Origin of the sequence: Micromonospora sp. NPDC048894, from assembly GCF_040649765.1 — a bacterium.
Taxonomy (GTDB): Bacteria; Actinomycetota; Actinomycetes; order Mycobacteriales; family Micromonosporaceae; genus Micromonospora; species Micromonospora antibiotica.
In genome coordinates this window covers 1-20565 of record NZ_JBEZFY010000009.1, presented here as the reverse complement: position 1 = coordinate 20565, position 20565 = coordinate 1, and the positions used below count along the sequence as shown (strand labels likewise).

The following is a 20565-nucleotide window of genomic DNA, read 5'->3' as shown; positions in this document are numbered from 1 at the left end:
ACCGGAACCTAATCGAAGGGCGATCCCTGGCCGGAGGTCTGCACCGGTCAGTTTTGCGTCACTTCGAGTGATGTGACGCGACATCAAACTTCCCGACACGCTCCGTACTGTTGTCGGAGTGACATGCTCGTTTCCATTGTGATATAGGGCATTAAGCGTGAATTCACGGAGTCCGAACTCGTTCTGGGTGAACGCCGGGTGACCTTGTGCGTTTGACCTGTCCGGCCGACGATTGGCCGACCAGGACGGACGTACGGCGGATCTCAGCCAACGCTCAGGTTCCGGGCCGTACCGTGAGCCGAATGAAATCGCCGCTGTCGGCTGCCCGGCTCCGCCGTGCCCTGCCCACCGGCCGCCGCGCGGTCGCCGCGTCGGTGGGCGTCGTCCTGCTGGCGGGGGTCGTCGGCTGGGCGGTCTGGCCGGACCGGCCGGACTTCCGCACCGAGTCGACCGCGCTCACCGTGCGCTCCGGGCCCGGCGGCGACGAGCCCGTCGACCTGGACACCACGCTCTACCTGCCGCGCGGCGCTACGGCCGACCGGAAGGTCCCGGCCGTGCTGCTGGCGCACGGCTTCGGCGGTACGAAGGACTCCGTCCGCGCCGACGCCGAGGACCTGGTGGGGCAGGGCTACGCGGTGCTGACCTGGACGGCGCGGGGCTTCGGCCGCAGCGGCGGGCAGATCCACCTGGACAGCCCCGACTACGAGGTGCGCGACGCCCAGCGGCTGCTGGACTGGCTGGCCGCCCGCCCCGAGGTGCGTACCGACGCCGCCGGTGACCCCCGGGTCGGGGTGGTCGGCGGCTCGTACGGCGGCGGGCTGGCCCTGCTGCTGGCCGCGCAGGACCCCCGGGTCGACGCGATCGTCCCCATGATCACCTGGAACGACCTGTCCCGCGCCTTCCTGCCGGAGAACACCGGCAAGCCGGCCACCGAGGGCGTGTTCAAGAAGGGCTGGGCCGGCATCTTCTTCGGCGGTGGCGGCAGCGCCGGTTCCGGGCCGGCCGGGCTGTCCGGCAACACCGCCGCGGCCCAGCCGGAAGGGGCACCCGCGTCGGCCGGTGCGCCCAGCCCTCGGCCCGGTGGCGGCCCGGGCAGCGGATCGTCGCGCGCCCCGGGGGCCGCCGCCGACCCGTCCTGTGGCCGGTTCGCCGCCGACGTCTGCGCCGCGTACCTGCGGATCGCCACCACCGGGCGGGCCGACCAGGCGGCGGTGGACCTGCTCCGGCGTTCCTCCCCGGCCGACGTGCTGGGCCGGATCAAGGCCCCCGCCCTGCTGGTGCAGGGCGAGGCGGACACCCTCTTCCCGCTCACCGAGGCGGACGCCAACGCACGCGGCATCGCCGCCGCCGGCACCCCCGTGCGGGTGGCCTGGTTCACCGGCGGCCACGACGGCGGCACCGGCCCGACAAGCGACTCCGACCGGGTGAAGTACCTGACCGTGCAGTGGCTGGACCACTACGTCAAGGGCACCGGCGCGGCCCCCGGCGACGACTTCACGTTCTCCCGGATCGCCGGTTTCGACGCCCTCGACCGGGGCCTCGTCGCCACCGGTTACCGCACCGCCGACTATCCCGGGGTGACCGGGGACGCCCGGCGCGAGGTGCCGGTCACCGGGTCGGCCCAACCGGTCGCCAACCCGCCCAACGGCAACCCGGCGGCGATCTCGGCGATCCCGTTCGCCGGGTCGCTCGGCTCCCTGCTCGACGGGGTCGCCGGCGACGTACCCGGCCAGCACGCCCGGTTCGAGTCGACACCGCTGACCGAGGCGGTGGACGTGGTGGGTGCACCCACCGTCACCGTCCGGGCCGCGTCGGCGACCGGCGAGGCGGTCCTGTTCGCCAAGCTCTACGACGTCGACCCGGCCGGTGCGGCGACGCTGCCCGACGGGCTGGTCGCCCCGATCCGGTTGACCGGCCTGCCGGCCACCATCGACGCCGCGCAGCCGGTCCAGGTGACCCTGCCGGCGATCGTCCGCCGGGTCGAGGCCGGGCACCGGCTGCGGGTGGTGCTGGCCACCGCCGACCAGGCGTACACCACACCTGCCGAGCCGGCCGTCTACACGGTGGCGGTCGACGGGGCGGTGAGCCTGCCGACGGTCACCGCCACCCCGATCCCGACCACCGCCACGGTGTGGCGCTGGGTGCTGGTCGGCCTGCTGGCCGCGATCCTGATCGGGCTCGTCGTGGTCGTCGCCGTGGTCCGCCGCCGGCACCGCCGCCAGGACGACTCCGTCCATCCCGAGTACGCGGGCATCCCGCTCGCCGTCCGTGACCTGCGCAAGGAGTACGCGGACGGTTTCGTCGCGGTGTCCCGGGTGGACTTCGAGGTGCACCCCGGCCAGGTGATGGGGCTGCTCGGCCCGAACGGCGCCGGCAAGACCACCACCCTGCGGGTGCTGATGGGGTTGACCCAGCCGACCGCCGGGGAAATCTACGTCTTCGGACACCGGCTGGTGCCCGGCTCGCCGGTGCTGTCGCGGATCGGCGCGCTGGTGGAGGGGCCCGGTTTCCTGCCGCACCTGTCCGGCCTGGACAACCTGAGGGCGTACTGGCGGGCGACCGGGCGGCCGTGGGCCGACGCGCACTTCGACGAGGCGTTGGAGATCGCCGGCCTGGGCGACTCGGTGCACCGGCGGACCAAGAACTACAGCCACGGCATGCGGCAGCGGCTGGCCATCGCGCAGGCCATGCTGGGCCTGCCGGAGCTGCTGGTGCTCGACGAGCCGACCGACGGGCTCGACCCGCCGCAGATCGCCGAGATGCGCCGGGTCCTCCAGCGGTACGCCACCGACGGCCGGGCGGTGCTGGTCTCCAGTCACCTGCTGGCCGAGGTGGAGCAGACCTGCACGCACGCGGTGGTGGTCAACAAGGGCCGGATCGTCGCCTCGGGCCCGGTGGAGGAGATCGTCGGCGAGTCGCCGAGCACCCTGTTCGAGGTGACCGACCAGGCCGCCGCGCGGGCGGTGCTGAGTCGCCTCGACGCGGTGCAGGTGCTGACCGCCGACGACGCCGGTGGGCTGGTGGTGGACACGAACGGGACCGCCCGCAGCGAGGTGGTGGCCGAGCTGGTCCGGGCCGGGATCGGGGTGGACCGGGTGGTGCCACGGCGTCGCCTGGAGGACGCGTTCCTCGCCCTGGTGGGCGAGAACTCTCGGGGAAGCGGTGACCGGTGATGGCAGGTTCTGCGGCGGGTTCCCCGTCGGGCGGCGCGGCCGCGCGTGGCGCGGCCCCGGACGGGACCGCGACGGGGGCGTTCGGGCCGGGTGGGGCGGCGGTCGGGTACCGGCCGGGGGCGACCCTGCCGTTCGGGGCGGAGTTCCGCCGGCAGGCGTCGCGGCGGCGTACCCAGTTGGCACTCGGTTTCATGGTGCTGCTGCCGTTGATCATTCTGGTGGCGTTCCAGTTCGAGTCCGGGGACGACGACGGCAGCGGGCGCGGCGAGTTCTCCAGCCTCGCCGACCTGGCCACCTCGGGCGGGCTCAACTTCACCCTCTTCTCGATCCTGGTGTCGGCGTCGTTCCTGCTGGTCGTGGTGGTGGCGCTGTTCTGCGGTGACACGGTGGCCAGCGAGGCGAGCTGGGGCAGCCTGCGCTACCTGCTGGCGGTGCCGGTGCCCCGGGCCCGACTGTTGACGGTGAAGCTGCTGGTGGCGCTGGCGTACTCCGGGCTGGCCCTGCTGTTGTTGGCCGGCACGGCCCTGCTCGCCGGCACCCTGCGCTACGGCTGGTCGCCGCTGACCAGCCAGGTCGCCGCCGAGCTGACCCCGACCGAGGGGCTGGTACGGCTGCTGGCGGTGCTCGGCTACCTGGCGGTGGTCCTGCTGGTGGTGGCCGGGCTGGCGTTCCTGCTGTCGGTGATCACGGATGCTGCGCTGGGCGCGGTCGGCGGCGCGGTGCTGCTGTGGATCCTGTCCAGCATCCTGGATCAGATCACCGCGCTGGGGGCGCTGCGCGACTTCCTGCCGACCCACTACAGCAGCGCCTGGCTGGGCCTGCTGTCCACCCCGATGCAGACCGACGACGTGGTCCGGGGCGCGATCTCGGCGATCAGCTACGCCACCCTGTTCTGGGGGCTGGCCTTCTGGCGCTTCACCCGCAAGGACGTCACGAGCTGACGGCCGGTCTGACCCGGCCCGGCGGGCGGGGCAGTCGGGCGGCTCGCGGGCCGATAGTGCGCCATCACTGCTGTCGGACACCGCACCATCGGCCCCGTTGAGTCGATCATTCCGTCGTCAGGGCGCACCCGCCGTCGTGGCCGGCGGTGCGACCGCAGCGGCCGGGGCCGCCGAGCGGGGCGTCGCACCAGATCCGGGTACGCACGGACTGCCGGTCCTCCGGCGACAGGGTCGTCTCGCCGAAGTCGACGGCGAGCACGTGCCCGAGCGAACGACGCAACGCCATCGCCAGGGCGGCGACCTCGTCGACACTGGTCAGCCTGGTCGGCAGGTGGATGATCCAGCACGGGTCGGTCACCGTGGCCACCACCTGTTCCGGGCCGCTCTCGTCCGGCGGCAGTCGGCGTGCCCCGATCCCCACCGCCGCAGCGCCACCCGGATGCGCTCACCCTCGGTGGTGGCGGTCGCCAGGTCACGGGTGACCCGTTCCAGCTCGTCGGCGACCTGGTCGAGGAAGGCGTACACCTGCTCGGGGTCGAGGCCGCGCCACCGACGGGTGCCGAAGGTGACGGTGCGGACGTGCTGCGGCAGCAGCCGCCGCCCGGCTCGATAGATCATCCTGTCTCGCCCTTCCTGGCCGGTCGGGGTGCCGCACCTGACAACCCGTCGGTGTACGACCCCAGTGCGGCGACGGCAGCGGCCAGACACTCGGCCATCAGGTCGAGCTGCTCGGCGGCGCACCGCCACTGCCGCGCGGTCGTCTCGGTGTCGTGCCGCCCCGGTGGGGTGGTGACCCCGGTGGGGTCGGTCGGCGCGGCCTCGGCGGGGGCCGCGTCGCGGAGCTGCTGGCCGGCGGCGGTGACCCGGCCCGGGAGCTGCCGAATCCGACCGGCTGCCGCACTCCACCGGCCACGGACGGTATCCAGCGTCTCGACGAGGTCGCCGATGGTGCCCGGCTCGACGTGCCCGGCGGCGACCCGCAGCCGGCGTACCCCGTCGGTGACCTGCTGATCGACCTCGGCGGCCAGGTCGAGGGCGTCACCGCCGCTGCGTCGGGCCAGCCGGAGCGCCGGGTGGGTGCATCCCCCGCCGACGCGTTCCAGCAGCACCATCCCGGCGGCCACCTCGAGGTACGTCTCCCGCAGCTCGGCGGCGACCTGCTCGGCCGCCCGTATCGCGCTGGCGACCGGCACCTCCGTACTCGTCTCCACCGTGTCTCCTCTGCCTACGTGGGTGCCGGGGCAGCGCGCCGACCAACCTGGAAGGGGGTTCCAGCCGATCCGTACGCGCTGCCCCGGCCCTGTCCGGGTGTTCTCCCGGAGGGTGAACCGGCCCTGGTGCCAACCCGGGTGGCTCGGTCCCATGCTATTGCGCCTAGTGACATAGGTCAACCAAGCGCTTGAGGTGAAGTCGCAGAACGTGATCAGATGGGATTGCCAACCCGGGAGGATCACCATGCCCGCGATTCCGCTGAGCTACACCGACATTGCCGCCGACATCACCAGCCGGATCAGGGATGGCGAGTATGAGCCGGGGGCCAAGCTGCCCTCCTACTCGCAGCTCGCGGATCTCTACTCCGTCTCGTTCTCCACGGCTGCGCGAGCGGTGGCGCTGCTGCGTGACCGGGGTGTGGTCGTCGGTGCGCCCGGTCGGGGAGTGTTCGTCCGCGACACGGGCAACGCGTGATGCCTGACACGAGGGAACGGGTTGGGAGCTTTGGGGCCGGTTCAGCCGGTGGTGGGCAGGGCGACGGTGACCACCAGGCCGCCGTCGGGGCGGGGGACCGCCCGCACGGTCCCACCATGGGCGCGAGCCACCGCCCGGACGATGGACAGCCCCAGGCCGAAGCCCCGCTGACCGGCGACCCGTTCCCGGTTGAGCCGGCGGAACGGCAGGAACATCGTCTCGATCTCGTACCCGGGCACCACCGGCCCGCTGTTGCTGACGGTCAGGGTGGCCCGACCGTCGACCACGGCCGTGGCGACCGAGAGCCAGCCGCCGGTGTCGACGTTGTGCCTGACGGCGTTCTCCACCAGGTTCTGGGTGAGCCGTTCCAGCAGGACCGGGTCGCCGGCCGTCCGCGCCGGGGCCAGTTCGCGGGTGACGGCGAGCGTGGTGGACCGGCCGGTCTGCTCCGCGACGTGACCGGCGACCTCGGCGAGGTCCACCTCGGTGTGTTCGGCCAGCGCGTTCTCCGAGTCGGCGAGGGTGAGCAGCCCGTCGATCAGTCGTTCGTGGCGTTCGTTGACGGCCAGCAGGGTCTCGCCGAGCTGTCGTAGCTCGGGCGGGGCGTCCGGGCGGGTGATCGCCAACTCGACCAGGGACCGGTTGATCGCCAGGGGGGTACGCAGCTCGTGGGAGGCGTTGGCGACGAAGCGCCGCTGCCCGTCGAAGGATCGGTCGAGGCGTTCGAGCATCAGGTCGAAGGTGTCGGCCAGCTCCTTCACCTCGTCGGTCGGCCCGGCCAGGGCGATCCGCTCGTGTAGTCCCCGGCCGGCCCCGTCGGCTCCGGCGATGCGACGGGCGGTGCCGGTGATCTGCTGCAACGGCTGCAACGCCCGGCCGGCGACCAGCCAACCGAACGCGACCGCGGCGATGGTCACCACGGCCAGGGCCACTCCGCCCTGGGTGAGCAGCGAGTCGAGGGCGTCCCGGCGGGCGTCGTCCTGCACCTGGCGGACGATGGCGCGCAGGTGTTCGGCCTGGTTGGCGTTGATCTGGGTGCCCTGGGGCAGCGAGATCGACTCCTTGCCACCGGTCCCGCGCAGGTTGAACCCGAGACCGTGGGCGAGCCGCTGGTCCACCAGCACGTACGTCACGGCGAGCAGTACCGTGCCGGCGAGCAGGAACAGGCCACCGTAGATGAGGGTCAGCCTGGCCCGGATGGTCGGTTTCCTCATCGGATCTGGTATCCCACCCCGGGCACCGTCTCGATGACGGGTGGGTCGCCGAGCTTGCGCCGCAGCTTCATCACGGTGACCCGCAGCACGTTGGTCATCGGGTCGATGTGCTCGTCCCAGGCCCGTTCGAGGAGGTCCTCGGCGGAGACCACCGCGCCGTCGGCGCGTAGCAGCTCGGCCAGCACGCCGAACTCCTTGCGGGACAGCGGCACGAAGTTCCCGTCCCGGGTGACCTGCAACCGGGACGGGTCGAGGACGATCCCGGCCCGGGTCAGCTGCGGTGGGGCGGCGGGGCGGGTGCGTCGGGTCAACGCGTGCACCCGGGCGCTCAGCTCGACGAACGCGAACGGTTTGGTGAGGTAGTCGTCAGCGCCGATGGCCAGGCCGGCGACCCGTTCCCGGACGGCGGCGGCGGCGGTCAGCATCAGGATCCGGGTGTCCCGTTCGGCACTGACCAGGGCGCGGCAGACGTCGTCGCCGTGCACGACCGGCAGGTCCCGGTCGAGCACGACCACGTCGTACCCGTTGACGCCGATGCGTTCCAGGGCGGCGTCGCCGTCGTAGGCGACGTCGACCGCGAACGACTCCCGGCGGAGCCATTCGGCGATCGCGTCCGCGAGCAGTTTCTCGTCCTCGCACACCAGTACGCGCACCGTTCCATCCTCGCCTATGCCGGGATAACCACCGCGTTAACGTTGCCGTTTACGCCCTGGATACCGCCTCAGGAGTTGAGTTATCCCTAATGCCGGCTGTCTGCCGGTCGGAAGGGAGACCAACGATGCGACGAAATCAGCTGAGCCTGCTCCTGGCCCTGCCCGTGGTGGCGGTCCTCGCCCTGAGCGGTTGTCAGTCCGATGCCGCCGACGACTCCGGGGTGGCCAGCGCCGGTGGTGGCGGCGCGGAGCCCTCGCTCTCCGCCGCTGCGGCGATGAGCGACGAGGAACGCCAGCTCAAGTTCACCACGTGTCTGCGGGAACAGGGGCTCGACGTGCCGGACCCGCAGCCGGGGCAGAAGGGGCCCCGGTTCAACGGCGGGTCGGACGTGGACCCGGCCAAGGTGCAGTCGGCGCTGCAGCAGTGCCGCGAGTTCGCCCCCAACGGCGGGCAGCCCCGGCAGCTCGACGCGGGCCAGGTCGAGCAGGTCCGCAAGCTGGCCCGGTGCATGCGGGAGAACGGCGTGCCGAACTTCCCGGACCCGGCCGCCGACGGCCGCATCCAGCCCGGTCGGGCCGACATCGACCTGAAGGACCCGGCGGTGCGGACCGCGTTCGACAAGTGCCGGGAGACCGTGCCCAACCTCGGTGAACGTCGGGGGACGTCATGACCGGCGCATCCCGATCCGCTGACCCGTCCGTCACCGGCCCGGCTGCGTCTGCGGTCCGGCGGCGACGCCCGCGACCGGTGTTCCTGCTCGGGGCGGCGGGGCTGCTCGTGGTGGCGGTGGCGGCAACGGCGGTCACCTTCGCCAGTGACGGCCACGCCGACCGTGCGACGTCGTCCGACCGCAGGCCGCCGTCGTCCGCCAAGGTCACCCGGCAGACCCTGGTCGACCGGGAGACCAAGAACGGCGAGCTGGGGTACGGCACCCCGCGCGCCCGGGACAGCCGGCTGAGCGGGACGGTCACCTGGCTCGCCGAGGGCGGCGCGACGGTCAAGCGGGGTAAGACGCTCTACCGGATCGACGACGAACCGGTGGTGCTGCTCTACGGTGGCCTGCCCGCGTACCGGGTGCTGCGTTCCGGGGTCAGCGGCACCGACGTCAAACAGTTCGAGCAGAACCTCGCCGCGCTCGGGCACGACGGTTTCACCGTCGACGAGGATTTCACCTCGGCGACCGCCGACGCGGTCCGGGACTGGCAGGAGGACCTGGGTCTGCCGGAGACCGGGCAGGTCGAGCCGGGCCGGATCGTCTACGCCCCCGGTGAGGTCCGGGTGGAGAGCCACGGCGTGGAGGTGGGCGACACCGTCGGTGCGGGCAAGGTGGTCCTCTCGACCACCGGTACCACCCGCCTGGTCACCTGCACCCTCGACGTGGAGGACCAGCGGTTGGCCCGCAAGGGCGCGGAGGTGACCATCACGCTGCCCGACGGCACCCGCAGCACCGGCAAGGTCGACACGGTCGAGACGGTGGTGCAGACCTCGGCGGCGACGACGGGCAAGGAGTCGGAGACCGACACCAAGATCGAGGTGACCGTCACCGGGGACGACGCCAAGGCGCTGGCCGGCTACGACAAGGCGGCGGTGGACGTCGGCCTCGTCGCCTCGGAACGCGCCGACGTGCTCACCGTGCCGGTCGCGGCACTGCTCAACCTGGCCGAGGGCGGCTACGGGCTGGAGGTGGTCGAGGAGGGTGGCACCCGGATCGTCGCGGTGCGTACCGGCCTGTTCGCCGACGGCCGGGTGGAGGTCTCCGGCGACGCGGTCACCGAGGGGCTGACCGTGGGGATGCCCGGTGACTGAGCCGCCCCGGGCCGACCACCCGGACCACGTGGTCGAGCTGCGTGACGTGACGAAACGCTACGGCGACACGGTCGCCGCCCTCGGTGGGGTGTCGATGAGCGTCGACCGGGGGGCCCTGGTGGCCATCGTCGGCCCGTCCGGCTCGGGGAAGTCCACCATGCTCAACGTGATCGGCACCCTGGACCGGCCCACCTCGGGCGCGGTCCACATCGACGGGTACGACGCCGCGCGGTTGTCCGACCGGGAACTGTCCGCGCTGCGGGCCAGCCGGATCGGCTTCGTGTTCCAGCAGTTCCACCTGGCTGCCGGCGTACCCCTGGTGGAGAACGTGGCGGACGGCCTGCTCTATGCCGGGGTGCCCCGGCGGGAGCGGCGGCGGCGGGCGGAGGCGGCGCTGCGACGGGTCGGCCTGGGACACCGGCTGGACCACCGGCCGCACCAGCTCTCCGGCGGGGAGCGGCAGCGGGCGGCGATCGCCCGTGCGGTGGTCGGTGAACCGCCGCTGCTGCTGGCCGACGAGCCGACGGGCAACCTCGACTCCAGCTCCGGCGCGGGGGTGATGGAGCTGCTGCACGAGCTACACGCGGCCGGTACCACCATCGTGGTGATCACCCACGACCGGGAGATCGCGGCGAGCCTGCCCCGGCAGGTGCAGATGCGCGACGGGCTGATCGTGGCGGACTCCGCCGCCCTGACCGAGGGGGTGCTGCGATGACCACCACGCCGCTGCGGTCGACGGGCGCGGCCCGGCGAAGCGGTGCGGGGCGACCGGAGCTGCTGCGACCGGCCCGGATGAGCCCGCAGGACGTGCTGCGGGTCGGTGGCGTGGGGCTGCGGACCCGGCCGCTGCGGGCGTTCCTGTCCGCTCTGGGCATCGCCATCGGCATCGCCGCGATGATCAGCGTGGTCGGCATCTCCTCGTCGTCCCGGGCCGACCTGGACCGGACGCTGGCCGCCCTGGGCACCAACCTGCTCACCGTCGCGCCGGGGAGCACCCTCTTCGGTGCGGACGCCCAGTTGCCGGTCGAGGCGGTCGGCATGATCAGCCGGATCGGCCCGGTACGCCAGGTGTCGGCGACCGCCCAACTGGCCGACATGCCGGTCTACCGGTCGGACCGGATCCCGGCGGCGCAGACCGGTGGCCTCGGCACCCAGGCGGTGGAGCTGGACCTGCTCGACACCGTCGGCGCTTCACTGGCCAGCGGGACCTGGCTCAACGAGGCCACCGGGCGGTATCCGGCCACGGTGCTCGGGTCGGTGGCCGCGGAGCGGCTCGGCCTCGGCGCGGCCGGGCCGGACATCCGGGTCTACCTCGACGGGCGCTGGTTCACCGTGATCGGCATCCTGCGACCGGTCCCGCTCGCCCCGGAACTCGACTCGTCGGCCCTGGTCGGTTGGTCGGCCGCGACCACCTACCTGGGCCTGGACGGGCACCCGACCCGGATCTACACCCGCTCGGCCGAGCAGCACGTCGAGGCGGTACGGGCGGTGCTGGCGGCGACGGCCAACCCGGAGCAGTCCAACGAGATCCAGGTTTCCCGGCCGTCCGATGCGCTCGCCGCCCAGCAGGCCACCGACGAGGCGTTCACCGGTCTGCTGCTCGGGCTGGGTGCGGTGGCGTTGCTGGTCGGCGGGGTGGGGGTGGCCAACACCATGGTCATCTCGGTGATCGAACGGCGGGCCGAGATCGGGTTGCGGCGGTCGCTGGGTGCCACCCGGGGGCAGATCCGTACCCAGTTCCTCGCCGAGTCGCTGCTGTTGTCCGCCCTGGGTGGGCTGGGCGGGGTGCTGCTCGGTGGCCTGGTCACCGCCGGTTACGCCGGTTCGCAGGGGTGGCCGACGGTGGTGCCGCTGTGGGTGGTGGCCGGCGGCATCGGGGCGACGATCGGCATCGGTGCGTTGGCCGGGCTCTACCCGGCGATCCGGGCCAGCCGGCTGGCCCCCACCGAGGCTCTCGCCACCCCCTGACCGCCCCGCCCGACGGGTGGCCCGGCGGCCGGTGGGGGACCTCACCGGCCGCCGGACCACGATCAGCCGGGCCGGCTCAACGTCGGCTCACCCGGATCAGTTCCCAGCCGCCCTTCGGGACACCGGGCGTCGGGTCGGTGCGCAGGTTCATCGGGTTCGCCATCCCGAGATAGAGCGTGGAGCCGTCCACGACCATGGTTCGGACACCCTGGTTGAGCGGGTTGCCGAAGCCGCCGGTGTCGACGGCGCGGGCCGGCCGGCCGGGCGCGTCGAACGACCAGAGGTCCGCCCCGAAGGTCGGCGGGCTGGGCGTCGTGCCGGCCGGGGGCGTCGGCATCTCACCTTCCAGCGAGATGTAGGCGAAGTCCATGGTGCCGACGTAGAGCCGGCCGCCGGCCACCGCCATCTTCCAGGCGTACAGGTTGAACGGGTCGCCGAAGCCGGAGCCGCCGTAGACCGGGGTCGCCCCGGTCGGGGCCGGGGCCCACGCGCCGACGCCGTTGTTCGCGGTCGGGTCGTACGCCGGCAGCGTCGACTCGCCGTAGAGCGTCTCGATCCGTTCGTGTGCGCCACCGAGGTCCTGGCCGCGGAAGACGGCGAACGCCCGCTGGGTGTTCTGCACCGTGGCCTGGAGCTGCGCCTGACTGCGCGGCGGGTACACCGACAGGTGCAGGGCGGTCGCCTGCAACGGCACGTGCATGGTCCCCCAGTGCAGCCGGCCGCCGTAGGAGGCGAGACCACCGAGGGCGTACGCCCGGCGGACCACCGGGTCGGGCTCGTAGTCGGCGGCGGACCAGACCTGCGACCAGTTGCCGGCGTCCTCCGGGTTGAGTCCGGGTGCGCCGGCCGTCAGCGGCGGGCTCATCCAGATACCGGCCAGGTCGGCCGGGTCGGTGCCGTCACCGGTGCCCGCCGCCGGGAGGGCGCCGACGGCGCGCGGTGCCTGCTCGCCCACGTCGGAGTACGACGGGCCGACCGGGGGCGGCGTCGGGAGGATGCCGGCTGCGGCGCGCTCGGCCACCGAGCCGTCGACGATCGCCTTGGGCCAGGTCGAGACGTAGAGCCGCCCCTGGTGCTCGGTGAGGTCGGCGACCTGGGTGGGCAGGTCGGCGACCTCGGTGAAGGCGAACGGGTCGGTGCGGTCGCCGGTCCAGCGCAGCACCCGGCCGGCCTCGCCACCGTTGGCGCCCAGCCCGACCCCGGCGTAGAGCACGCCGCCGGCCACCACCCAGTGCCGGATGTTCTCGTACGCGGTGAGGTTGGTCGAGCCGAGGTAACGGCCGGTGACGGTGTCGAAGGCGAACACGTTCACCCCGCCGACCACGCTCGGGCCACCGAGCAGTACGACGCCCTGGTGGGCGGCGGCGCTACGCAGGCCGGCGGTGGTGTTCAGCAGGTTCGCGTCCGCCGGGGATGCGGACGTGATGTCGGCGGTGCGTTCGGTGAGTCGTTCGGTGGCCAGGTCGTAGGTGTAGACCTCGGGGGTGCGGTGGTCGCCGAGGGTGGCGGGCAGGGCGGGGTTGCCCCGGGCCGGCTGGCTCTGACCGAACTCGCAGACGTAGTCGTCGTTGAGGATCGGTTCGCGGACCTGGTAGCCCTCGGGCTTCAGGCAGAGCACGTTCGCCCCGGTGCCGAACCAGAGTCTGCGGCCGGCCTGGGCGAGCCCCCAGACGTACGACTGGTTGACCTTGGGCTGTCCCACGGTGCAGGGCGGTCCGGGTGGATAGTCGACGCCGACGCCGGCAAAACACTCGTCAGCGGCTGCCTTGGCGAGCAGTCGTACCGTTTCGGGGCGAATGTCGGCGTGGGCCGGAGTGGCGAGCAAGGGCAGCAGGATCAGGGTGGCAAATGCGGGCAGCAGTCGTCCCGGTAGGGGTGGTCGACGTCGCACGGTGGTCCTTTCCGTGAACAAACGGTCGGGCTGGCGATAGCCGGGACGGGTGGGCTGGATCGCTCTCGACCAGGGGAGATGGGTAATCGGCGGTGCACCCGGAGGAGTGGTGCAGGTTGCCGGATCGCGTCGGTCGACGGGAATGGCAAATTGCCGGCGCGAGGTTACGGGCCGGCTCGGTGGGGTGGTTTTGGCGGGTGATTCCGAGGGTGGTTGTCGCAGATCCGGGGGCAACGTGGTGCCGAGGCTAACGTATTACGCAGCCCGTTATCACCGGAAAAATTGTTAAGGATTTTTGAACTGGCGGCCGTGCCGGCTACTGCCGTGAGTCGATGTCGAGGTGCGGCGCTGGGTGCTGCGGCCGGGCCTCGTGAAAATTGCTGACGGGTGGGGCGTTCCGGGTGTCGCGGGTAAACCGCGCCAACCGCCTGCTGTCGTCAGAAGTTGGCGCGCAGTGCGGACACCTAGCGCTGGCGGCGGTGTCGGGGCCGGGCCCCTCGCCGCTGGTCGGGTGGGCCGGGCCCGGTCGGGGTTTCCCGGTGACCTCCCGGTGGCTTCCCGCGCGAATTGCGTGCATATTCATTTTCCATAAACACGGCGTATGAACTTCGTGACAGTTAATTCATAGTTAACAATCATTACATTCAGGGCCGCTCCAGCTCGCGGCGGGGAGGTGGTCGGCGTCGGCCGGTGGTGGTGGTCGCGGGTGCGTGGGCCCGGGATCGCTCCCGACGCGACGTAGGGGTGACACCGGGACGTCGGGGTGGGGTAATGTCTCGCACCGAGACCTTCCCAGTAACAAAGAATTTATCGATTTAACTGCTTCGATGCCTCATCATGAGGGGACGTAATCCCTTCCATGGAGGTTCCCATGAACGTGTCTCGGCTCGGCGGGCCGACCCTCTCGCTGTACCGCATCGTCATCGGCCTGCTGTTCATGCTGCACGGCCTGTCCTCGGTCTTCGGGTTGTTCGGCGGCAACCCCGTGACCGGCAAGGCTGTCCCGGTCGGTGCCTGGCCCGGCTGGTGGGCCGCACTGATCCAGCTCGTCTGCGGTGCGCTGGTGCTGGCCGGGCTCTTCACCCGGCCCGCCGCGCTCCTCGCGTCCGGCTCGATGGCATACGCCTATTTCGTGGTGCACCAGCCGGAAGGGCTGCTGCCGCTGCGCAACGGAGGCGAGCTGTCGGCGCTCTTCTGCTGGTCGTTCCTGCTGATCGCGGTGCTCGGCCCGGGCTCCTGGGCGCTGGACACGCTGCTCGCCCGCCGCAGCGCCGACGCCCCGTCGGCACCGGTGGCGGAGCGAAGCTCGGTGCCTGCCTGACGCACTGACCGGCGTCGCCGGAGCCGCAACGAGGCGGCTCCGGCGACGCGTGCGGTCAGGGGTTGTACGGCGCGTCGGTGTGACTCACCTCGGCGAGGGTGCTGCCGGAGAGCTTGTAGACCGACGTCCGCTTGATGTCCAGCTCGGCCATGCCCCGGCTGGGGCTGCGGGTCAGCCAGACCACGGTGGCCTTGCGCCCGGCCACGCTGATCGAGACGACCGGGGTCCGGTCGCCGAGGTCGGTCAGCGCGCGGAACACCGGCAGGCCACCGCTGTTGCGCCACGCCGCGAGCGTGTAGAAGGTGCCGCTGCCTCCGGTCTTGATCGCCACCGCGCCCACCGCGTCCTCCGCGCCGTCGCCGTCGAGGTCACCGATGCCGCAGGGCTTCTGGAGCGTCACGGTGGCCCCGTCCTCGCCCGACCACTGCCCCCCGGCCAGCGGCAGGTAGTCCGGGTAGCCGTTGTAGGGCGTCTTGCTGCTGCCGAGCCGGGCCTCCGCCAGATGGGCACAGGTCAACGGTGCCTTGACCGGCGCGGCGGCGGTGGTGGTCGGGGCGGCGGCCGGCGGGGTGGTGGGGGCGGCCTTCTTCACCTCCGGCGACGGAGCCTCGCTGGTGGGAGTCGCCTCGGGGGAGACCTGACTCAGCACCGAGGCGGTGGAGGGCCCGGTGGACGGGCCGACGGTGGACGCTGCCTCGTCCGTCCCGCCCTGCTCACCCCCGCAGGCGGCGGTCAGTAGGCAGACCATGGTGAGGGTCGCAAGGCTCGACGGAATCCGTCGCATGGGCGGGGGGTCCTCTCTCGACGTCAGGTCTCCCGCACCGTACTGATCGATGGCAATGTCGGTCATCGGCTCGTCGGCCGGCCCCCCACCGGCCTGTCGGAGCGCGGTCAGGGGCCGACCGGAGGGCCGGTGCGCGGATCCGCACAAGGGCGTACTGAGCTGGAAACTTGCCCGAAACATCAATGGCTTCCGGTGCGGCCGGCGCACGCCCCGCCGGCAGGTGGTTCACACCGTGGGAAGCCGACTGGGCGATGGCGGCGAAGCTGCCTAGACTCGACGGCACAACTGCATACCTCATCCAGAGGGGCTGAGGGATACGGCCCGACGACGCCCCGGCAACCACCCCGCGCGCTCATCGCTGAGCGTCCCGCGGGGCAGGTGCCAATTCCGTCCCCGCCGCAGGGTGCGATGCGGGGAAAGATGAGAGGAATCCGCCATGACGTCGACGCTCGCCGCCCCCGGTATCGACACCACCGCCAGCCCGGCCCGCGCCCTGGTCTGCCGCGCCTGCTCCGCCCGCTACCCGCTCGCCGCGCAGCACGCCTGTTACGAGTGTTTCGGCCCGCTGGAGGTCGACTACGACGCCGCCGCACTGGCCGCCGTCACCCGGGAGCAGATCGAGGCCGGCCCGCAGAACATCTGGCGGTACGCCGCCCTCCTGCCCGCCGGCCAGGACCCGGCCACCCGGGTCACCCTCGACCCGGGGCTCACCCCGCTGGTGGCGGCCTCGAACCTCGCCGCCGAACTGGGCATCAGCGCGCCGCTGTGGGTCAAGGACGACAGCGCCAACCCGACCCACTCGTTCAAGGACCGGGTCGTCTCGGTGGCGCTGACCGCCGCGAAGGCGCTCGGCTTCACCCGGTTCGCCTGCGCCTCGACCGGCAACCTGGCCAACTCGGTGGCCGCCCACGCGGCCCGCGCCGGAGCGCCCTCGGTGGTCTTCATCCCGGGTGACCTGGAGCAGGGCAAGGTGATCACCACCGCCGTCTACGGCGGCGACCTGGTCGCCATCGACGGCTCGTACGACGACGTGAACCGGCTCTGCGGGGAGCTGGTGGAGACCGACGAGTTCGAGGACACCGCGTTCGTCAACGTCAACGTCCGGCCCTACTACGCCGAGGGCTCCAAGACCCTCGGGTACGAGGTGGCCGAGCAGCTCGGCTGGCGTATCCCGGCCCAGGTGGTCGTCCCGATGGCCTCGGGCGAGCTGCTCACCAAGATCGACAAGGCGTTCTCCGAGCTGGTCGAGATCGGGCTGGTCGAGGCGCCCGCCGGGGGTTGGAAGGTGTTCGGCGCCCAGTCGGCCGGCTGCAACCCGATCGCCGCCGCCCTGCACGCGGACACCGACACCATCACCCCGGTCCGGCCGACCGGCATCGCCAAGTCGCTCAACATCGGCGACCCGGCCGCCGGCCTGTACGCCCTGGAGGCGGTGCGGCGGACCGGCGGCTGGATGGAGTACGTCGACGACGAGGAGATCCGCGCCGGCATCCGGTTGCTGGCCCGCACCACCGGGGTCTTCGCCGAGACGGCCGGCGGGGTGACCGTTGCGGTGCTGCGCAAGCTCGTCGAGTCCGGCCGGCTCGACCCGACCGCCGAGACGGTCGTTTTCAACACCGGCGAGGGCCTGAAGACCATCGACGCCGTCGCCGGCCAGGTCGGCCCCACCCACCGGATCAAGCCGTCCCTGCGGGCCGCCCGCGACGCCGGCCTCCTCTCCTGATCCCCCGGGGAGTGGATCTCCGAGTGACCGGAATTTCGCGGTGAGTGGCGAAAACCCGCCGGGAAGGACTTGACGGCAGGAACCGGGCGGCGCAAGATGCTCCGTGCGGGAGGGCTTTCGCCGGAGACTTTTCAAGTTCTTGCGACCCAACGCCGGAGGCGTTGTGCGAACGTCCCTCCCGACCAACGTGCAAGGGGGCCAGCGGAAATCCGCTGGCCCCCTTCGTCGTCGACAGGAAGACTCCCGGCGTGACCGTGGACATCGCAGCAATCGATCCGACCGACCAGCCGGCCCTCGATGCGGCCTACCGGATCGCGGCCACGGTCGAAGCGACGGAGTCACCCGACCTGCCGCCGCTGTGCCGTCGCCGGTTCGAGGCGCCGCTGCGGCACCCGATGCCCGGCATCGACACCCGCTGGTCGGTGGCGCGACTGGACGGCGTGGTCGCCGGCTGGGTCCGGCTCAACCTCCACCTCCTGGACAACACCGACAACGCCAGCGTCGAGCTGGTGGTGGACCCGGCGCACCGGCGGGCGGGAGTGGGGCGGGCGTTGTTCACGCACGCCCGCGAGCAGCTGCGGGCGGCCGGCGGCAAGCGGATGGTCGGCTCCGCCGTGGCCGCGCTGCCCGGCGAGCCGGGTGGACAACTGCCCGGGGCGGCCTTCGCGGCGGCGCTCGGCGCGAAGGCGGCGCTGGTCGACGTCCGCCGTCGACTCGACGTCACCGCGCTCGACCGGGACCGGCTGGCGGCGCTGCGGGCCGGGGCGCGCTCGGCCGTCGCCGGCTACCGCACGGTCCGCTGGCACGGACACCCGCCGACGGAGCACCTCGCCGACCTCGCCTACCTGGAGGGCCGGATGATGACCGACGCACCCCTGGGTGACCTGGAGTGGGAACCCGAGCGGATGGACGCCGAGCGCATCCAGGGCATGGAGCGGGCGCTGGACGCGCGGGGCGTCCGCCGCTACAGCGTCGCCGCCGTGCACGAGGCGTCCGGCCGGCTGGTCGCGTGGACCGTGCTCAGCCTGGCCGCGAACACCACCCGGCACGCCTGGCAGCAGCTCACCATCGTCGACCCGGCCCACCGGGGGCACCGGCTCGGGCTGCTCTGCAAGGCCGAGAACCTCGAACACACCCTGACGTACGAGCCGGAGCTGAGCGTGGTCGACACCTACAACGCGGCGGCGAACACCCACATGATCGCGATCAACGAGCTGCTCGGGTTCCGGCCGGTGGCCGGGTCCACGGAGTGGCAGTCGACCATCTGATCTGTGACACGCCCCTACTGATCTGGTCAGCATCTGTTGCATGATGGCGGGCATGACGGAGACCCCGCACCCGCTGTACGACAGGCACGCCGACACCCTGCACCGCGCGCTGACCGCGATCACCGAACGCGGGTACTGGTCCGCCTACCCCGAATCGCCCAGCCCCCGGGTGTACGGCGAGACCGCCGCCGCCGACGGGAAGGCCGCCTTCGAGGCGTACCTCGGTGGCGACTTTCCGCTCGACCAGCCCGGCACGGCCGACCGGGTCGCCACCGAGACGAGCCCGTTCGGGGTGGCCCTGGACGTGCGCTACCCGCACCCGGGCGCCGACGAGGTGGTCGCCGCCGCCTCCGCCGCCCTGCCGGCCTGGCGCGACGCCGGCCCGCAGACCCGGGCGGGGGTGTGCCTGGAGATCCTCGACCGGTTGCACAAGCACGTCTTCGAACTGGCCAACGCGGTGCAGTTCACCAGCGGCCAGGCGTTCGTGATGGCCTTCCAGGCCGGCGGCGCACACGCGCTGGACCGGGCCCTGGAGGCGATCGCCTACGCGTACGCCGAGATGACCCGGCACCCCGGGACGGCCAGCTGGGAGAAGGCCGCCGGCAAGGGCGACCCGCTGCGGATGACCAAGACGTTCCACGTGGTGCCGCGTGGGGTGGCCCTGGTGATCGGCTGCAACACCTTCCCGACCTGGAACTCGTACCCCGGGCTGTTCGCCTCACTGGTCACCGGCAACCCGGTCGTGGTCAAGCCGCACCCCCGCGCGGTGCTGCCCCTGGCGATCACCGTGCGGTACGCCCGGGAGGTGCTCGCCGAGGCCGGCTTCGACCCCGACCTGGTGCTGCTCGCCCCCGAGGCCCCCGGCGAGAAGCTGGCCTCGACCCTCGCCCTGCACCCCGCCGTGAAGATCGTCGACTTCACCGGCTCCACCGGGTACGGCGACTGGCTGGAGGCCAACGCCCGGCAGGCGACGGTCTACACCGAGAAGGCCGGCCTGAACACCGTCGTCATCGACTCCACCGACGACTTCGCCGGCATGTGCCGCAACCTCGGTTTCACGCTGACCCTCTACAGCGGGCAGATGTGCACCACCTCGCAGAACATCCTCATCCCCGCCGCCGGCATCACCACCGACCAGGGGCACAAGAGCTTCGACGAGGTGGCCGCCGGCATCGCCGCCACCGTCGGCAAGCTCACCGCCGACCCGGCCCGGGGCGTCGAGCTGACCGGGGCGATCGTCAACGACGGAGTGCTGGAACGCCTCGACGAGGTCACCAAGGTCGGCGAGGCGGTGCTGGAGTCGCGTACCGTCACGCACCCCGCGCTGACCGACGCGGTGGTCCGGACGCCGACCATCGTCAAGCTCGCCGCCACCGACACCGAGGTCTACGGCCGGGAGTGGTTCGGGCCGATCTCCTTCGTCATCGCCACCGACTCGACCGCGCACAGCATCGAGATCCTGCGGTCCACCGTCGGAGAGTCCGGCGCGCTGACCGCCGCCGTCTACTCCACCGACGAGGCGGTGCTGGACGCCGTCGAGGCCGCCGCGATCGACGTCGGGGTGCACCTGTCGGCCAACCTCACCGGTGGGGTCTTCGTGAACCAGTCCGCCGCTTTCTCGGACTTCCACGGCAGCGGCGCGAACCCGGCCGCCAACGCCGCCCTCACCGACGGCGCCTACGTCGCCAACCGCTTCCGCATCGTCCAGTCCCGCCGCCCCGCCTGACCCCACCGTCCCCTTCCCCCACCCCCGCCTTCCCACCACCCCCACCCCCGTCCGCGCTCCGGCTGCGGGCGGGGGTGGTCCGTGGTCGGTGGTCCGTGGTCGGTGGTCCGTGGTCCGTGGTCGGTGGTCCGTGGTCCGTGGTCGGTGGTCGGTGGTCGGTGGTCGGTGGTCGGCCGTCGGTGGTCCGTGGTCGGTGATCAAGAGGTTTACGTCAGCCTGAGTGGCTGATTTGACGTAAACCTCTTGATCACCGGCCCGGCCCGGCGCGGCCCGGCCCGGCGCGGCGCGGCCCGGCGCGGCCCGGCCCGGCGCGGCGCGGCCCGGCGCGGCCCGGCCCGGCGCGGCCCGGCCCGGCGCGGCGCGGCCCGGCGCGGCCCGGCGCGGCGCGGCCCGGCGCGGCGCGGCCCGGC

The 20565-nt window shown here is 72.4% G+C and carries 18 protein-coding genes and 1 riboswitch; of the genes, 11 read left to right on the top strand and 7 right to left on the bottom strand.

The window, feature by feature from the left end; translation table 11 throughout:
- Positions 1-302: 302 nt before the first annotated feature.
- Entirely contained in the window at positions 303-3173 is a 2871-nt protein-coding gene (locus tag AB0C22_RS20240; RefSeq protein ID WP_219464974.1) for an alpha/beta fold hydrolase, read from the top strand.
- Positions 3173-4114 (top strand): ABC transporter permease subunit, encoded by a 942-nt coding sequence (locus AB0C22_RS20235; RefSeq protein ID WP_357536377.1) that lies wholly within the window; start codon positions 3173-3175, stop codon positions 4112-4114. The genes AB0C22_RS20240 and AB0C22_RS20235 overlap by 1 nt, the downstream gene beginning before the upstream one ends.
- A gap of 106 nt (positions 4115-4220) precedes the next feature.
- On the opposite strand, the gene AB0C22_RS20230 is transcribed toward AB0C22_RS20235, so the two are convergent.
- From AB0C22_RS20230 to AB0C22_RS20220, 3 genes are read right to left on the bottom strand one after another with little or no spacing between them, the layout of a single operon-like run.
- Complete coding sequence (locus tag AB0C22_RS20230; RefSeq protein WP_219464973.1) at positions 4221-4481, bottom strand: hypothetical protein; 261 nt, start codon at positions 4479-4481, stop codon at positions 4221-4223.
- Positions 4469-4732: a DivIVA domain-containing protein gene (locus AB0C22_RS20225; protein ID WP_219464972.1), complete on the bottom strand. Its 264-nt coding sequence runs from the start codon at positions 4730-4732 to the stop codon at positions 4469-4471. Before AB0C22_RS20225 ends, AB0C22_RS20230 begins: the two co-directional genes overlap by 13 nt.
- Entirely contained in the window at positions 4729-5325 is a 597-nt protein-coding gene (locus AB0C22_RS20220; RefSeq protein ID WP_219464969.1) for a hypothetical protein, read from the bottom strand. The genes AB0C22_RS20225 and AB0C22_RS20220 overlap by 4 nt, the downstream gene beginning before the upstream one ends.
- 244 nt (positions 5326-5569) lie before the next feature.
- Between AB0C22_RS20220 and AB0C22_RS20215 the strand changes: the two genes are divergently transcribed.
- Positions 5570-5800: a winged helix-turn-helix domain-containing protein gene (locus AB0C22_RS20215; RefSeq protein WP_357536374.1), complete on the top strand. Its 231-nt coding sequence runs from the start codon at positions 5570-5572 to the stop codon at positions 5798-5800.
- 41 nt (positions 5801-5841) lie between these two features.
- Here AB0C22_RS20215 and AB0C22_RS20210 read toward each other — a convergent pair whose 3' ends face one another.
- Together AB0C22_RS20210 and AB0C22_RS20205 are read right to left on the bottom strand one after the other, a co-directional pair.
- A complete protein-coding gene (locus AB0C22_RS20210) occupies positions 5842-7014 on the bottom strand; it encodes a HAMP domain-containing sensor histidine kinase (protein ID WP_357536372.1) in 1173 nt (390 codons plus the stop codon).
- The gene (locus tag AB0C22_RS20205; RefSeq protein ID WP_208567840.1) at positions 7011-7667 is read right to left on the bottom strand and encodes a response regulator transcription factor; all 657 of its coding nucleotides are present in this window, start codon (positions 7665-7667) and stop codon (positions 7011-7013) included. The genes AB0C22_RS20210 and AB0C22_RS20205 overlap by 4 nt, the downstream gene beginning before the upstream one ends.
- Before the next feature lie 125 nt (positions 7668-7792).
- Between AB0C22_RS20205 and AB0C22_RS20200 the strand changes: the two genes are divergently transcribed.
- The 4 genes from AB0C22_RS20200 (at position 7793) to AB0C22_RS20185 (ending at position 11442) form a co-directional block, all read left to right on the top strand.
- A complete protein-coding gene (locus AB0C22_RS20200) occupies positions 7793-8338 on the top strand; it encodes a hypothetical protein (protein ID WP_208567841.1) in 546 nt (181 codons plus the stop codon).
- 77 nt (positions 8339-8415) lie between these two features.
- On the top strand, positions 8416-9474 hold the full coding sequence (locus tag AB0C22_RS20195) for a peptidoglycan-binding domain-containing protein (RefSeq protein WP_308290925.1): 1059 nt from the start codon (positions 8416-8418) through the stop codon (positions 9472-9474).
- 28 nt (positions 9475-9502) lie between these two features.
- Entirely contained in the window at positions 9503-10189 is a 687-nt protein-coding gene (locus tag AB0C22_RS20190; protein WP_208567932.1) for an ABC transporter ATP-binding protein, read from the top strand.
- Between the two features lie 77 nt (positions 10190-10266).
- The gene (locus AB0C22_RS20185) at positions 10267-11442 is read left to right on the top strand and encodes an ABC transporter permease (RefSeq protein ID WP_208567933.1); all 1176 of its coding nucleotides are present in this window, start codon (positions 10267-10269) and stop codon (positions 11440-11442) included.
- 76 nt (positions 11443-11518) lie between these two features.
- Here AB0C22_RS20185 and AB0C22_RS20180 read toward each other — a convergent pair whose 3' ends face one another.
- Positions 11519-13333 carry a hypothetical protein gene (locus AB0C22_RS20180; RefSeq protein ID WP_308290924.1) on the bottom strand — a complete coding sequence of 605 codons (1815 nt, stop codon included), beginning with the start codon at positions 13331-13333 and terminating at the stop codon, positions 11519-11521.
- A gap of 871 nt (positions 13334-14204) precedes the next feature.
- Here AB0C22_RS20180 and AB0C22_RS20175 point away from each other — a divergent pair.
- Complete coding sequence (locus AB0C22_RS20175) at positions 14205-14654, top strand: DoxX family protein (protein ID WP_219464957.1); 450 nt, start codon at positions 14205-14207, stop codon at positions 14652-14654.
- 55 nt (positions 14655-14709) lie between these two features.
- On the opposite strand, the gene AB0C22_RS20170 is transcribed toward AB0C22_RS20175, so the two are convergent.
- Entirely contained in the window at positions 14710-15438 is a 729-nt protein-coding gene (locus tag AB0C22_RS20170) for a hypothetical protein (RefSeq protein WP_219464954.1), read from the bottom strand.
- A 291-nt stretch (positions 15439-15729) separates the two neighbouring features.
- Positions 15730-15865, top strand: a riboswitch (SAM riboswitch).
- Positions 15866-15874: 9 nt separating this feature from the next.
- Here AB0C22_RS20170 and thrC point away from each other — a divergent pair.
- The 3 genes from thrC to paaN all read left to right on the top strand — a co-directional run bounded on the left by thrC (position 15875) and on the right by paaN (position 20155).
- Positions 15875-17161 (top strand): threonine synthase, encoded by a 1287-nt coding sequence (gene thrC / locus AB0C22_RS20165; RefSeq protein ID WP_357536368.1) that lies wholly within the window; start codon positions 15875-15877, stop codon positions 17159-17161.
- Positions 17162-17409: 248 nt separating this feature from the next.
- Complete coding sequence (locus AB0C22_RS20160; RefSeq protein ID WP_357536366.1) at positions 17410-18429, top strand: GNAT family N-acetyltransferase; 1020 nt, start codon at positions 17410-17412, stop codon at positions 18427-18429.
- Between the two features lie 52 nt (positions 18430-18481).
- Positions 18482-20155 carry a phenylacetic acid degradation protein PaaN gene (gene paaN, locus AB0C22_RS20155; RefSeq protein WP_219464949.1) on the top strand — a complete coding sequence of 558 codons (1674 nt, stop codon included), beginning with the start codon at positions 18482-18484 and terminating at the stop codon, positions 20153-20155.
- Positions 20156-20565: the final 410 nt, after the last annotated feature.

Excerpts from the sequence above, each read along its gene's own strand:
- AB0C22_RS20240 (WP_219464974.1), top strand. The coding sequence starts at position 303 with ATGAAATCGCCGCTGTCGGCTGCCCGGCTCCGCCGTGCCCTGCCCACC.
- AB0C22_RS20235 (WP_357536377.1), top strand. The coding sequence starts at position 3,173 with ATGGCAGGTTCTGCGGCGGGTTCCCCGTCGGGCGGCGCGGCCGCGCGT.
- AB0C22_RS20225 (WP_219464972.1), bottom strand. The coding sequence starts at position 4,732 with ATGATCTATCGAGCCGGGCGGCGGCTGCTGCCGCAGCACGTCCGCACC.
- AB0C22_RS20215 (WP_357536374.1), top strand. The coding sequence starts at position 5,570 with ATGCCCGCGATTCCGCTGAGCTACACCGACATTGCCGCCGACATCACC.
- AB0C22_RS20210 (WP_357536372.1), bottom strand. The coding sequence starts at position 7,014 with ATGAGGAAACCGACCATCCGGGCCAGGCTGACCCTCATCTACGGTGGC.
- AB0C22_RS20200 (WP_208567841.1), top strand. The coding sequence starts at position 7,793 with ATGCGACGAAATCAGCTGAGCCTGCTCCTGGCCCTGCCCGTGGTGGCG.
- AB0C22_RS20185 (WP_208567933.1), top strand. The coding sequence starts at position 10,267 with ATGAGCCCGCAGGACGTGCTGCGGGTCGGTGGCGTGGGGCTGCGGACC.
- AB0C22_RS20175 (WP_219464957.1), top strand. The coding sequence starts at position 14,205 with ATGAACGTGTCTCGGCTCGGCGGGCCGACCCTCTCGCTGTACCGCATC.
- AB0C22_RS20170 (WP_219464954.1), bottom strand. The coding sequence starts at position 15,438 with ATGCGACGGATTCCGTCGAGCCTTGCGACCCTCACCATGGTCTGCCTA.
- thrC (WP_357536368.1), top strand. The coding sequence starts at position 15,875 with ATGACGTCGACGCTCGCCGCCCCCGGTATCGACACCACCGCCAGCCCG.
- paaN (WP_219464949.1), top strand. The coding sequence starts at position 18,482 with ATGACGGAGACCCCGCACCCGCTGTACGACAGGCACGCCGACACCCTG.